Source organism: Pedobacter anseongensis (assembly GCF_037482965.1).
Taxonomy (GTDB): domain Bacteria; phylum Bacteroidota; class Bacteroidia; order Sphingobacteriales; family Sphingobacteriaceae; genus Pedobacter; species Pedobacter anseongensis.
The window spans coordinates 1199383-1213685 of sequence record NZ_JBBHKB010000001.1; the positions used below are offsets into that span (position 1 = coordinate 1199383).

10 protein-coding genes are annotated in these 14303 nt (G+C 39.9%); 2 read left to right on the forward strand and 8 right to left on the reverse strand.

The annotated features are described in order from the left end of the window. Positions 1–17: 17 nt before the first annotated feature. Both WG904_RS05285 and WG904_RS05290 read right to left on the reverse strand, forming a co-directional pair. A complete protein-coding gene (locus tag WG904_RS05285; protein ID WP_339578249.1) occupies positions 18–3302 on the reverse strand; it encodes a SusC/RagA family TonB-linked outer membrane protein in 3285 nt (1094 codons plus the stop codon). A 132-nt stretch (positions 3303–3434) separates the two neighbouring features. Beyond that, positions 3435–5036: a glycerol-3-phosphate dehydrogenase/oxidase gene (locus tag WG904_RS05290; protein ID WP_339578250.1), complete on the reverse strand. Its 1602-nt coding sequence runs from the start codon at positions 5034–5036 to the stop codon at positions 3435–3437. 347 nt (positions 5037–5383) lie between these two features. Here WG904_RS05290 and WG904_RS05295 point away from each other — a divergent pair, with 347 nt between their 5' ends. Together WG904_RS05295 and WG904_RS05300 are read left to right on the forward strand one after the other, a co-directional pair. Beyond that, entirely contained in the window at positions 5384–6148 is a 765-nt protein-coding gene (locus tag WG904_RS05295) for a DeoR/GlpR family DNA-binding transcription regulator (RefSeq protein WP_339578251.1), read from the forward strand. A 269-nt stretch (positions 6149–6417) separates the two neighbouring features. After that, positions 6418–6954 carry a pyridoxamine 5'-phosphate oxidase family protein gene (locus tag WG904_RS05300; protein ID WP_339578252.1) on the forward strand — a complete coding sequence of 179 codons (537 nt, stop codon included), beginning with the start codon at positions 6418–6420 and terminating at the stop codon, positions 6952–6954. A gap of 47 nt (positions 6955–7001) precedes the next feature. On the opposite strand, the gene WG904_RS05305 is transcribed toward WG904_RS05300, so the two are convergent. The 6 genes from WG904_RS05305 to WG904_RS05330 form a co-directional block, all read right to left on the reverse strand. Further along, positions 7002–7250 carry a DUF6952 family protein gene (locus WG904_RS05305; protein WP_339578253.1) on the reverse strand — a complete coding sequence of 83 codons (249 nt, stop codon included), beginning with the start codon at positions 7248–7250 and terminating at the stop codon, positions 7002–7004. 3 nt (positions 7251–7253) lie between these two features. Further along, positions 7254–7562 (reverse strand): thioredoxin family protein, encoded by a 309-nt coding sequence (locus WG904_RS05310; protein WP_339578254.1) that lies wholly within the window; start codon positions 7560–7562, stop codon positions 7254–7256. Positions 7563–7571: 9 nt separating this feature from the next. Beyond that, positions 7572–8210: a peroxiredoxin gene (locus tag WG904_RS05315; RefSeq protein WP_339578255.1), complete on the reverse strand. Its 639-nt coding sequence runs from the start codon at positions 8208–8210 to the stop codon at positions 7572–7574. Positions 8211–8434: 224 nt separating this feature from the next. After that, positions 8435–10819 (reverse strand): S9 family peptidase, encoded by a 2385-nt coding sequence (locus WG904_RS05320; protein WP_339578256.1) that lies wholly within the window; start codon positions 10817–10819, stop codon positions 8435–8437. Positions 10820–10880: 61 nt separating this feature from the next. After that, positions 10881–12614 (reverse strand): M14 family metallopeptidase, encoded by a 1734-nt coding sequence (locus tag WG904_RS05325; RefSeq protein ID WP_339578257.1) that lies wholly within the window; start codon positions 12612–12614, stop codon positions 10881–10883. An 11-nt stretch (positions 12615–12625) separates the two neighbouring features. Continuing rightward, the gene (locus WG904_RS05330) at positions 12626–14269 is read right to left on the reverse strand and encodes a M14 family metallopeptidase (protein WP_339578258.1); all 1644 of its coding nucleotides are present in this window, start codon (positions 14267–14269) and stop codon (positions 12626–12628) included. Between the last annotated feature and the right edge of the window lie 34 nt (positions 14270–14303).

Genomic DNA, 14303 nt, shown 5'->3' on the forward strand with positions numbered 1-14303 from the left:
ATGGTTTCATTTTCTCTTTAATTAATGCCTACAACTAAACGAAACCCATAAGTTCTGGTTGATGGCAATTGGCCAGTTTCAAAACCTTGAACAATATCTGAACCAGATAAGGTTCCAAACTCAGGATCGAATGCAGGCCACGGCGACCAAACAAACAAGTTACGTCCATAAACACTTAATGTTACGCGACTTAACCCCAGTTTTTTTGCGAGGCTTGATTTAAGCGAGTAACCCACTGTAGCTTCCCTAAATTTAACATAATCAGTTCTAAATACACTTCCTTCTGCTTGATCAGACCCGTAAAGTGAAGTGTAATAACTCTCAAAATTCGTAGCAATTACATCATTTTTACGATATGACCCATCATCGTTTTGAACAACTCCCTCTCCAACTACACCATTATACCTTCCGGGTAACGTTATTTTTAACTTCCCTAAAGCAGCCATTCTTGAAAACGTTAGCGAGTGACCAACCGCACCCAACTGTGCATCAAACAAAGCATTTACATTGAACTGTCTATACGTAATACCTGTTCCAAAACTGAACCTAAATTTAGGCATTGTATTTCCAAGATAGAGCAAATCTGTAGAATTGGTTTTCGCATTTCCAGTGTTTGAGTCAAAAATAATCTGCCCATCTGGAGAGCGAAGATATCCACGACCATACAAGTCGCCCATACTACCCCCTACATTTGCTACAACCTGTCCGCCGCCCAAGGCTCCTGTTCTGAGTACAACTGAACTATCTGCCAACTCAATAATTTTGTTTCGGTTAGCTGTAAAGGTTCCGTTTAATTGCCATTTAAACTCTTTCGTCTTTAAAACCGTTCCGTTTACCGCAAGTTCCAATCCTTTATTATCTACCCTTCCTATATTAACTACCGCAACATTGTATCCTGTTGCACGATCAACTAACCTATTTAAAATCTGATTTTTTGTACTTCCAGTGTAGGCGGCTAGATCAAAGTTTAATCTGCTATTGAAAAGCCTAAGCTCTGCTCCCACCTCAATCGTTGTCGTTTTTAAAGGCTTCAGATTTGGATTTGGCAAAACCGTAGGATTGGTCATCGCACTATCTGGATAAATTCCGTTTGAAGCTAGAGAATAGTTATATGCTGTGCGGTAAGGTGAAGTACCTCCACTACCTACTTGCGATAATGAAGCTCTAAATTTCGCAAAATTAATGGCTTTTGGCATTTGCCAAAAATCTGATGGCACAAATGATATACTTGCTGATGGGTAAAAGAATCCAACATTATCTGTACGTGTTGGCGTTGCTAACGTACTGCTCCAATCTTGTCTGCCCGTTAAATCTAAATACAGATAATTTTTGAATGCAAACGACATTGCTCCGTAAAAGCTGTTGATGCGATATTGTGCTGTATCCGGAACAGAGATTAAAGGATTCGCATTATTATCCAATCTAAATATCCCCGGTTCAACTAAACCATCTGCTCTAAGCTCTGATTTATTGTAGTGGTTTCTCATCTGACTACCTCCAGCAGTTGCAGTTAGGCTTAAATCTCTTGCGATTTTTTTGTTATACTTTAACAAGAAATCTGCATTTACTTCGTAAGAGTTAACAACCTGTTCACGGTACGATCCTTGAGCAAATTTATTTCCTGAAGCGTCAAACGGTCGCTGAGTATCGCGATTATCCTTATTATAATCTATAGACGAGCGCAGCAATAAGCTCAGCTCATTCGTAAACTTATAGGTTGCCTGTAGACTTCCTAAAACTCCATTTCTTCTTTGTTTATTTAGGTATTGTTCTGAAATGGCATAAGGGCTTTCTGGGTTGGTAGTTGTAATGTTTACAAACTGGCGGTTAACCATGTCATTTACCCAATAGTCTCTATACCAATCGGTGTTAACATTGGGCTGTGCAAACATAAACCAATACATTAACGATTGATTTCCATATCCCGTTGCTGGTAAATTATCGCTATGCCTGTTATTATAAGTAAGTTTTAAGGATAAACTAAGCTTTTTATTAAGGTTGGTGTTTGCAGATAAAGAGGCCGAAGTACGTTCAAGCCCCGTATTAGGCACAATCCACTCGTTGGTTCCGTGACTGGCCGAAAAGCGTAACGCAACCTTTTTATAGGTTCCACCTAAACTTACTGAATTTGTTGTTTCTAAACCCGTTTTAAAAAAGGCATCGATTGGGTTTTTATAAGCAACCCATGGCATCCTCTCTAAACTCCTCCCTTTAATGGTTGGGTCGTATTGAAAAAAGTTTCCGCCAGCAGCAAAGGGCGCACCCCAACTTGCACTTGTGGCATTCGTGCTCCCACCATCAATGGTTGCGCCGTAAGAAAAATAGGAAACACCAAATTGCCCTTGCCCGTACTCACTTTGAATATCGGGACTGCGATTTATATCTTCCCATGCCGTATTAGAAGTAAAGGTAACCGCAAATTGGCCTTTGTTTTTAGCGCCTGATTTAGTGGTAATTAAAATCGCTCCATTAGCGCCTCGCTGACCATAAAGCGCAGAGGCGCCAGGACCTTTTAGCACGGTAACGTTTTCAATGTCGTCAGGATTCAAATCATTTAATGCACTGCCAAAATCTGCCGGCATAATATCGCCAGAAGTTCCATATACACCACCACCGGTTGCTGATGTCCGCCTTGAAGAGCTACTTGCAACCACCCCATCTATCACAATTAAAGCTTCGTTATCTCCCGTCAAATTGTTTTCTCCGCGAAGTATGATTTTGTTTGACCCTGCAGGACCGCCATTTCTAACTAGGTTTAAACCGGCCACTTTTCCAGATAACGCATCTGTCCAGTTACTAGAAATAGCATTGGTAAGCTGTGAACTATCTATTTTTGTAATGGCATAACCCAGCGATTTTTCCTCTCTCTTAATACCAAGTGCTGTTACTACAACTTCTTGCAATTGGCTGCTTGAACTTATCATTCGAACAATTAAGTTATCAGTAGCCTGAGTGGCGGTACGGGTGCTGGCGGTATAACCAATCATATTGATACTGAAGGTTGCTCCCTTTGGGATTCTAATAGTAAACACACCTTCGGCGTTGGTCACACCCAAAACTTTACGTTGAGCATCCATTACAGTCGCTCCTTGAACAGGCGAGTTATCAGCATCGTCCAAAACCTTACCCTTAATGGTAACCGTTTCCTGTGCTTGGATAAGCATTGTGGGCCCGACAAAAGCCATTGCCGGTACTTGAAATAAAAACAAGGCTAATGCTACAGCCGTATAAAACTTGGTTATCCCAAGTCTATACACTAAAGCATCCCTCTTCTTAAGGTGTTCAGGTAAAACTCTATTCATCTCTTTGATTTTATTTTGGTTAGTTTTTTTGTTCTTTTTTGTTTCGAATTATTTCATTGTATAACTAACAGGGCAAATGTCCCTTTTTTAGGTAAACTTTATGTTAACTCTTTATTAATTAAACTTACTAATTTAACTCACAACTTCAGCAACTTTTTGAGGCAAATCAACTTCGTACAGTAAATACGCTTGCGCCAGTTTGTTAAATTCGCTAAGCTGATGCTCGATCCATTTTTTGTTATTTCCTAACTCATTGGCCATTATTTCGGCCACAACAGGGGCTAATGTTATCGCGGCCTTTGAGTCTAAAAACAAAACTCTCATTCTTCTAGCCAACACATCCTCTATTGTTCTTGCCATCTCATTCCTTACCATCCAAACTACCTCCGCTTTATTAAACGTGTATAATGGGTTTAATAAAGTAGTGAATGTTGGGTTTTCTTTCATTAACTTACGTATACCATCGGCATCTGCTCCATAAATAGCAAGATGATCTTTATCCTTTCCGTTCTGAAAGCCGTGAATCTTCACATCTTGGGTGATGCATTTCTTTTCGGGCAGTTGTGCAATCTCAATTGCTTTATCGATTACATCCATTGCCATCTTTCTGTAGGTGGTCCATTTTCCACCTGTAATGGTAATCAAACCCGATTTTGCAACAATTAATTTATGGCTTCTAGAAATTTCTTTAGTACTATTGGTATCTTTTCCGGGAGCAGCTAATGGTCTTAAACCAGCAAATACCGACAAAACATCGTGTTTTGTAGGCGTTCTAGTAAGATATTGCCCGGCGGTGGATAAGATAAAATCTACTTCTTGATCTAAGGCAACAGGCTCTAGGCTGTGTGCATTTAATGGGGTGTCTGTAGTTCCCACCAACACTTTTCCATGCCATGGCACAGCAAATAACACTCGTCCGTCTGTTGTTTTAGGAATCATCAAGGCTACACCTCCTTTTAAGAAAGAAGGATCTAAAACGATGTGGGCTCCTTGGCTTGGGCGTACTAATGGGTGACTGGATGGGGTATCCATTTTTAAGATTTCATCTACAAAAACACCTGTTGCATTTACAATTGTTTTAGCGCTTAAGCTATACGATTTACCCGATTCAACATCTTCAACAACCACACCCGAAGCAGTTTCGCCCGTTTTGGTTAGTGAAGTCACTTTCATGTAATTCAAAACCACGCCGCCATTTTCGGCAGCAGTTTGTGCCAAGTTTAACGCCAAGCGAGCATCATCAAATTGTCCGTCGCTATAACGCACGCCACCAATTAAGCCTTCTTCTTTTAATCCAGGTATTGCTTCTAATACTTTCGCTTTTTTAAGGAATGATGATTTTCCAAACCCACTTTTTCCAGCTAATAAGTCGTAAAATTTTAAACCTACAAGGTATTTATATTTCGAAAACCACGAATAAATAGGGATAATAAATTCTTGATCTTTTACTAAATGAGGCGCGTTCTTAAGCAATAATCCACGCTCGTGCAAAGCCTCATAAACCAACGCGATATCGCCTTGCGCTAAATATCTTACACCACCGTGCACCAACTTCGTGCTTCTGCTTGATGTTCCTTTGGCAAAATCAGACTGCTCGAGCAATAGCGTGCGGTAACCTCTTGTAGCCGAGTCGACTGCAACACCTAAGCCAGTTGCCCCACCACCAATAATTATTACATCCCAGTTTTTTTGATGTTCGAGTTGATCTAAAAAAGTCTCTCTGTTAAAAGTCATCCTATTGGTTAATGTCTTTGCAAAAATTAAACTTTCGATAGCTTTCGTTTTGTTAAAAGAATATCTTAAACGAAACTAAATAAAATTTTTTGAATTAAAAAGAAAATAAATTCATTTATTTCTATAACTGTTAATTATTTACACTAATTCAAACTCTCTTTTTGCCTTTAATTCAACTATTTTGTCGACTTGAAATGTGGAACCTAAATTTTGAAAGGTTTTATTTTTTGTTGTTTTAACTTGGTCAAGGTTTAAGATTGTAAAAGTCTCTTGAAGAATTATTTTTAAACCAACGAGTTGTGTATGACAAAATATTTTTATCTTGAACCCCAATTAAACCAAGTAAAATGATTGGCATTGCAGAGCGGCATCAATATATCTTAAACAAAATTCAGCAGCATGGTAGCCTAGACGTTCAAACTTTATGTAAAGAGCTAAAAGTTTCGTCGGTAACCATCCGTAAGGATTTAAAATTGCTAGAAGATAAATCATTGTTATACCGAACACATGGTGGTGCAACCTTAAACAATCCATATACGGTAGATCGGCCAGTTAATGAGAAAGAATTACTTCAGGCAACTGAAAAAATGCAAATTGGGCTTATTGCCGCCAAACTAGTTGAAGAGAACGACTCGATTATTATTGCATCGGGCACTACTGTTTTAGCATTTGCCAGAAATATACAGCCTAAAGAAACACTAACTGTTATTACGGCATCGTTAAATGTTGCCTTAGAGCTCGTTCACCAAACCAACGTAGAGGTTATACAGTTAGGTGGCGTATTGCGAAAAAGTTCATCATCCGTTACCGGGCCTTATGCCGAAGGAATGCTTATCGAATCGTATTGCAGCAAATTGTTTTTAGGTGTTGATGGAATTGATTTAGAATTTGGGTTAACAACCACAAATGCACTCGAGGCGCACCTTAACCGCCAAATGATTGCTGCCTCTCAGAAAATTATTGTATTAGCCGACTCTACCAAGTTCGGGAAAAGGGGCTTTGGTCGTATCTGCGGATTAGATAAAGTAGATCGCATCATCACCGATAGGGGAATAAGTGAAGTGATGAGAAAAGGACTGGAAAGTTTGGGAATTAAGGTTTCGATAGTGTAGCTTTCACATTTAACCATCGAGAAACAGAGAATACACAGAGCGTACGTCAGTTTTAACCGCAAAGATTCTAAAAGTGCAAAGATTAACGGAAATGATGATAAATGAATCTAACTTGCGGTCTTCGCGCCCTTAGCGGTTAAGAAAAACACTCCATGTTCTCTGTGAAAATCACCCTGCACTCGCTTTGGTAAAAAACCCTAGAGCCCCCAGTTTTAGCAATTGCTAAACAATAAATCCCTAGCATTGTTAGCTATCCAAACATTTAACTTATGGATAGCATCAATAAAGAACAACCAGAAAAAAATCATCAAGACCTTTCTGGAGCAGAAGCAGCAAAAAGAATAAAAGAAATGACCGAAAAGAACAGTACGTGTTTCTTTTGTAGCAATATTAAAACTGGAATTCCATTTTCTACACGGCCAATGTCGGTGCAAAAAGTAGACGACGAGGGAAATTTTTGGTTTCTAAGTGCAAACGACAGCTTTAAGAACAGTGAAATTGAAAAAGATCCGTTTGTTCATTTGCTCTTTCAAGGCGCTAAGCATTCAGATTTTCTTAGTATTTATGGCATAGCTTCGATAAGCGAAGATAAAGCGATCATTAAAGAACTATGGGAACCGCTTTTAAAAGTTTGGTTCACCGAAGGTGAAAACGACCCTCGCATATCGGTTATTAAAGTAGAGCCTACCGAAGGTTATTATTGGGACAATAAGCATGGAAATGCCATCGCCTTTGTAAAAATGGTAGCAGGTGCGATAATTGGGAAAACGCTGGATGATTCGGTTGAAGGGAAATTAGAGGTATAAAAAAGCGCGGAGCAAGGGGGTAAATTACACCTTGCTCCACGCCAAAACTAGCGATCAATAGATCCCATCACACGCTGTGAAAATCCATTAAGTGCATCTTTTTCTGAAACTCCTTCACTTACTTTAGCATGCACCTCTAAAGCTCCGCAAATGTTGGTGATCATTTCGCCAGCTACATCAATTTCGATTTCACTAACGCCTCTAAATTCACAAAATAACTCCAATACCTCTAGTGTGGTTTCGAGTTGCAGAGGCGTACTCTGTTGAAACAATTGTCTAATTACTGGGATTTTCATCGTTTATTTTATTTTTGTGAATAATTCCGTTAATCCTTCAACCTTGTTGGTTTGAACTTGATCTACCAAAGTACCTTCTTCAAAGGCTGCAAAAGTTGGCAAATTATCTACATTGGCGAATTTTCTCGAGTTCGGGAATTTTTCTGCATCGACCATTAAAAAGGTAACCTCCTCGTTTTCGGAGGCTAGCTTTTTAAATTTAGGCTTCATAATTCTACAATTTCCACACCAAGAGGCCGAATATTGCACCATTACTTTGCTATTATCGTTTAAAAATTGTTGAAGGTTGTCTTCTGTTAATTCTAAAAACATCCTAATCGATTAATTTAAATGTGCACTTAAATATTCTGCAACACCTTGTCTGTCGGCATTCATCGCTACTGCACCCGTTTCCCAGTTAGCTGGACAAACCTCGCCATGTTTTTGAACGTGACTATAGGCGTCAATTAAGCGCAGATACTCTTTCACATTTCTGCCTAACGGCATATCGTTTACACTTTCATGGAATACTTTGCCTGTTTCGTCGATTAAATAGGTTGCGCGATAAGAAACATTAGAACCAGAGAACGATTCGTTTCCTTCTTCATCGTAGTGTACTTCTTGATCTAAAATATCTAAAATGCTCGATAAATGCCTGTGCGTATCTGCTAAAAGTGGATAGGTTACCCCTTCAATGCCACCATTATCTTTAGCTGTGTTTAACCATGCAAAGTGAACTTCATTCGTGTCGCACGATGCACCGATAACTAATGTATTTCTTTGTTCGAATTCGGGTAATGCCGTTTGGAAAGCATGCAATTCTGTTGGACAAACAAAAGTGAAATCTTTTGGATACCAAAACAATAGGACTTTCGATTTTTTATTAACTGCTTCTTCAAAGATATTGATTTTCATATCATCGCCCATTTCTGATATTGCATCAATACTAACGTTAGGGAACTTTTTACCTACAAATGCCATAATTTAATTGTTTTTTATTTTGGCGCAAAAGTACGGCTAATTAGGGGCAAAAACAACGAAACAACACTTATTGTGCATCATTAATCTCTATACACATATAGACAAAATCTATAGTTGCTTTTCCGAAAACAGTTTTTATCTATTACGTCTATACGCAAAAACAAACCACATAGCAACATAGGCACGTAGCCTATGTTGCTATGTGCCTATGTGGTTAATAAGCCCTATTTCTTCAATGTCGTCTCAAACAATTTAAAAATCCGTTTATACTCATCGGTCCAGCTACTCGCCTCTACAAACCCATGATCCTCTACCGGATAAACGGCCAACTCCCAATTGTTTTTTCCCAACTCAATAAATCGCTGCGTAAGGCGTACAATATCCTGAAAGTTCACATTCACATCTACCATACCGTGTGCCATTAATAAATTTCCTTTAAACTTGTCTGCATAATAAATCGGCGAACTTCGTTTATAGGCGATGGGGTCGTTGTAAGGCTCATTTAGAATATTAGCTGTATAACCATGGTTATAATGCGCCCAATCTGTTACCGAGCGTAAAGCTCCTCCAGCAGCAAACACTTCTGGCTCTTTGAATAGCGCCATCAGGGTGAGGAAACCTCCATAAGACCCGCCATACAAGCCTACATGCTTCGGATTAACACCATACTTTTCTACCAACATTTTAACGCCATCTACATTGTCTGTTAAGTCTTTGCCGCCCATATCGCGATAAATACCCGTACGGTGATCTCTACCATAACCAGAGCTTGCAGTATAATCGATATCGATAACCGTATACCCATTATCCGCTAATAGGTTATTAAACATGTATTCTCTAAAATATTGGCTCCACCAATAATGCACATTTTGCAGATAACCTGCTCCATGTACAAATACAACCGCTGGCCTATTGGGATGTGGATTCGTTGCTGGGTAAACACGAGCATATACATCTGCCCCGTAGCGATTCTTAAACGAAACTAAATCGGGTTGGCGCCATTTGTACGAATCGAATTCGGCCGTCGTAGATTTAGTAATCTGAACCGCTTTTGCACCTGGTTTGTTCGCTTGAATATATAACTCCCAAGGTTTATCCATATACGAGTAGTTAATGGCTAGCCATTTTTCGTCTGGCGATAAGGTTACTTCATTTCCACCCTTCATCGATGTAAGTTGCGTTAATTCGCCTCCTTCCACACTCATTTTATAAAAATGCGTAATGCCGGGATGTTCTTTATTTGCCGTCAGATAAAACGTTTTTTTGTCTTTGGACAGTTGCACGCTTTGCACTTCCCATTTCCCTGAGGTTAATTGCTTTTTCTCTCCAGTTACTATATTAAACACATACAGATGGGAGTAACCTGTAGCCTCGCTTTGGTAGCAAAAACGATTTTTATCGATCCATCGTAAGCCTCTTCCTCCTACTCCGGGACCGCCAATCCATGCTTCGTCTCTCTGCCTATCCAGCAAACTTACCTCACCAGTAGCCGCATCCAATTTTAAGATCCACAAATCTTTATTGTCTGCCGCATCGGCAACTATAATAGCATTGCTTCCATCTTCGTTCCAAATTGGGCCCAAAAGGTTAACGTTTCGATCTTCATTTTTCTTAGTCCGTTCTTCCAGTTGTTTTGGATAATCCTTTACATAATCGGGAAGGTCTTTGATGCCAGGAATTTTATCGGTACGCACGGCATAAACGCTATCCTTTTGTGCGTCGTAAATAAAGGTTTCCGATTTAGTTAAGGTTTCGCCAACCTTTGTACGTCCCGGAATGTCTTCCGTATAGCCAGAAGCGGTTATATAGTTCGGAACAATTGTATTATGATTAGTGGTAACTGGTGTGGTAATTCTATAGCTTACAAATCGCCCATCTGGACTAACCACTATGCTCGACAAGGCCTTATCGTCTAAATAAACGGCTTTAATTGTTCTTTGTTGAGCAGCATTTGTGTTAAAGCCACCTCTTTGTCCACCCCCGCCAAAACCCCCAGCCCTTCCGCCTGTTCGGTTTCTTTTCTTAATGATGTCGAACAGCTCGGTCTGTTCTGTTCTTAACCATGCGTCTTGAACACTTATTATTGGCCGTTCAGATACGGCAGGTCTTTTACCCCTTACGAAATTAGTTAACTGCTTAAGCTCGTTTGTAGCCAAATTTAGTTGAAAAACATTATCGCCACGTTGATAAACAATTTCGTTATTAAATAAAAAGCGTGCTCCAGTTTCACGCTCTACGGTATTGGTTAGTCGGGTTTCTACTTTGGTTTTAAAGTTATAGAAATAAATATCCCCACCTTTTTCGTAAAGCCCTAAACTACGGTCTTTGTTGTAAGTATAGTTAACACCTATTGCTTTTTCTATGTTTTTATCGTCGGTTACTTCGGGCTTATTAGTGGTTACGTTTGCCATATAAGGCTGGTCTCTTTCCTTATTCTCAGGATTCCATGAAAAAAAAACAGTCTTGCTATCTGCAGACCATCTGTAATTTGTTGGCGCTGTACCCATCCATTTTGGGTCGCGCATTATTTTCTCTACGGTTAAGGGCGCTATTTGTTGCGCTTGGGCAACGGCCGATATTAACAGGAGAGCGAGTATAATTTTTTTCATTATGTTAAGTTTTAAGAGTACAACCTCGCAGGTTGGCAACCTGCGAGGTTGTTTAATGCCATTAATTACTTTTACTTGCAATTCCACCTTTTTTACTTGATACACTAACGGTAAACTTCGTTCCGCCCTTTACCAGCCAACGAACCGTTACAAAACTATTTCCAGCAATATTATTTACTCTGATATTTGTTGGATCGCTTTTTTGCTCGGTAGTTAAGCCTAAATCACGGTTAAGCACAATCATTCCCGCTACGACGGTTCCGCCACTAAGCGTGATGATATCTGGTGTTTCGATATTGTTCTTCACATCTTGGCTCGAGTGCGTAGGGATCATTCGCTCATTATGCACAAGTGCGGTAACTTGTGTAAATCCACCCGCAACTGGCAGCACTTCAATTTCCCCAACACTTAATTTAGGGGTGTTGTAAGCATGATAAACGCTAAAAGCCATATTGCGATGCGCGTCACTTTCTAGCAAAAAGCCAGGGTGCAAACGGGTGTAGGTTTTTTTAAACCCACCAATCTCGATATCGCCATAGGTCGGGTGTTTATAAGGATGCCAATCTACAAAAGCATCTTTCATTAAAAGATCTTTGTCAAATGTATAGGTCTGATTCTGACTGTCTTCGCCATCGGTTTTATTGTACATCGAATAGCCTGTCCACAGCTCGTTAGAGAAGGTATAAATTCCTCTTCCACCATAGAACCAATCCAATTCTCCCCCAAAAACCGAATATAAGTCTTTATATACCACCAAGTATTTATACCCTGGCAACATTTCTTCACCCTTCTTACCTAAAGCATCATACACCCTAACATCCTGTGCATTGTAGGTGTCTAAATCTTCCAAGGCTCCAGGGCCCCTTAAAATCATTCCTCCGTTGTTATGATACGATTGTGCCGCAGCAATATTAGGGTGCTTCATCACAAAATCAACAATTGCCCTGTTTTCTGGCAAAGAAAATGGATATTTATAAGCTCCGCCTTGAATATAGTTGGGTTGCCAGTTCCATCCCCAATCGCGGTTTGGATCGTAAGCCCCTTCACCATCTTCATTCACAAAGCCATCGCCATCGTTATCTATGCCTTCAGCGCCCAACAATTCATATTCACCTTTCTCTTCTGCACCCACCAAAATCATTCTACGATTATCGGCTGGGTCTACTTTATAACGACCAGTAGCACTTTTTCGTCGCATCATTACAATGTTTCCATCGCCATCTAAATCGTCGAAACCATCTTCATTTGTGGCACCATCCCTATCGTTATCAATTGGGATTAATCCTGTACGAGGCGAGTGTGCTGTATTTGCTTGGTGGATAAAGTGATCTCTTGCATCGGGGTTAATAGTTGGCGCAATGTAAAATGTTTTTTCGCCCAATAACGATTGGATGGCTTTATTGCCCGACGCGTACATTTCTACTAAATACCATGCAGTATATAGCGCAAATTCACTTCCTTGAATTTCGTTCGAGTGAATATTTCCATCGATATACATAGCTGGCTTTTTATCTACATTACCAACTTTGGTATCGCTAATGGTCATTACCCAAAGGTCTTTGCCTTGGAACGATTTTCCCATCGCTTCTAGCTTTACCAAATTGGGATGTGCTGCAGCCAATTTTTTACAAATATCGGTAATGGCCGCATAATCATTATAACGATTCCAGCTCACTTGTACTTTAGGGTTTGGTGGTGTCCCCACTGCCGCTATTATATTTTCCGGCTTTTGGGCATTTACAATTCCGGCGCATAATAGGAGTACGGCCAGAAGAATAGTATATTTAGTTTTCATCGTCTGTCTGATTATAGCGTTACTTCAATAGATTTACTGCCGGTTGTTGGACTTCCCGCATCAATCGTTATTTTACCGTTTCCTTTAATTAACCAGGTTAATTCTTTGTTCTCTTTGCCTTGAATGCTCTCAATCGTTTGAGTTTTTCGACCGCTTACTACCGCCTGATTGGCATTCATATTTAGTTTAACCACAATCTTTTTCAGGAAATAACTACGGTCGCCCACTTTCGTATAGGTTGGCAAATCTCCTGTGTTCAGTACTTTTAAGGTAACACGGGTTAATCCTTCGGCAACTTTTTCAGTTTTGAGGTTTACCAAGTCTAACTTTGGCGCCATTTTAGCTAAAGCAACCAAGAAATCTGTATGTTTGCTTACTATACCATCAACCATTTTGTAGGGTGGATTAATTAAAACGAAAGGATCCAGTCCACCAACTTCTACCGTTTGTCCAGGAAAATCAGGGTGATTTACCGCTTTCCATGGTGTAAAGGTATTGGTGATGCCTTGTGTGGCAGCCCATCGTAAATACGAAGCTACAGGATCTTCATTTACAAACTTCTTCTCTTTGCGCGATGAATCTGGATTTACCTTGGGTATCCACCATCCTGGCGTACTAAAACTTAAACGTCCGTAATGAAAATATCCCCATTGTGAGAAATCGCCATTGTCTGCCTGTGCTTTGGGTGCTTCTTTCGTTTTGGTGATTTTATTATAGCGCTCAGAAACCAAGGCATTTACTTTCGCATCCGAATCATACCAACTGGTAATTACTCTTTTGGCAATTCCACTTGGGTTAAAGAGTACCGGAGTAGAAAGATTATTAGTTGGGCCAAAAGTAACTACCGCATACACGTTAAAAGCATCAAAAAGGAAATCGAATAACGCGCGATTTTCTTTTTCCGAAACCGCATATTCTCCTGCTCCAGGAGCAAACGCTTTGAAGTTAAAGCTCGAGTTTTTATTGAAATGAACCCCTCCAGGGCCGTCTTCGTTAAAATCGCCGTCTTTATCGTTATCAACTCCCTCAGGCAATAAAATGTATTTTCCCATTTCACCTTTAGTTGCCTCGGCCAATAAAAGCGACCTTGGATCGTCACTATTTAACTTATATTTTCCTGTAGGATCGAGAATTCGCATCCAGGTAATTTTTCCATTGCCATCTAAATCGTCGGGGCCATCTTCGTTCAATTTTCCATCACGATCATCGTCGGTTTTAGTTTCGTTGCCACTGCGCTCAGTTTTTACTTTTGCAAAATACTGCTCGGTAGCATCCGGACTCATATTCGGAAAAACATAATAGGTTTGGGTATTTAAAAGATTTTTAACACTATCTATTCCTGAACTAGCTAATAATTTTTCGGCAAAACCGATGGCCATTTCAACCCCTAAAAGGTGTTTACCCTCAACCCCGCCCACTACCGCAATAGCAGGTTTATCTTCGGTTTTTCCCGAACCAATAGTAAGCATCAAAATGTCTTTTCCGCCTAGCGTTTGGGTTAAGGATTTGGATTTAACCCATTGTGGGTATTTTTGAACTAATGCTTTAACCCGTTGGGTTAACACTGCATTTGTGCTGTAATCCTGTTGGCTTTGTGCAAAAGTTGTTGCCGCCAAAAACAGAAAAAACAGGTTAAAAAGGTAAAGTTTCTTCATTTTGTTTAGGTTATGCATGCAATTTATATAAAAA

Bases quoted from the DNA above. Each gene is read 5' to 3' on its own strand.
- WG904_RS05325 (WP_339578257.1), bottom strand. From the start codon at position 12,614: ATGAAAACTAAATATACTATTCTTCTGGCCGTACTCCTATTATGCGCC.
- WG904_RS05290 (WP_339578250.1), bottom strand. From the start codon at position 5,036: ATGACTTTTAACAGAGAGACTTTTTTAGATCAACTCGAACATCAAAAA.
- WG904_RS05295 (WP_339578251.1), top strand. From the start codon at position 5,384: ATGATTGGCATTGCAGAGCGGCATCAATATATCTTAAACAAAATTCAG.
- WG904_RS05310 (WP_339578254.1), bottom strand. From the start codon at position 7,562: ATGTTTTTAGAATTAACAGAAGACAACCTTCAACAATTTTTAAACGAT.
- WG904_RS05320 (WP_339578256.1), bottom strand. From the start codon at position 10,819: ATGAAAAAAATTATACTCGCTCTCCTGTTAATATCGGCCGTTGCCCAA.
- WG904_RS05285 (WP_339578249.1), bottom strand. From the start codon at position 3,302: ATGAATAGAGTTTTACCTGAACACCTTAAGAAGAGGGATGCTTTAGTG.
- WG904_RS05300 (WP_339578252.1), top strand. From the start codon at position 6,418: ATGGATAGCATCAATAAAGAACAACCAGAAAAAAATCATCAAGACCTT.
- WG904_RS05315 (WP_339578255.1), bottom strand. From the start codon at position 8,210: ATGGCATTTGTAGGTAAAAAGTTCCCTAACGTTAGTATTGATGCAATA.
- WG904_RS05330 (WP_339578258.1), bottom strand. From the start codon at position 14,269: ATGAAGAAACTTTACCTTTTTAACCTGTTTTTTCTGTTTTTGGCGGCA.
- WG904_RS05305 (WP_339578253.1), bottom strand. From the start codon at position 7,250: ATGAAAATCCCAGTAATTAGACAATTGTTTCAACAGAGTACGCCTCTG.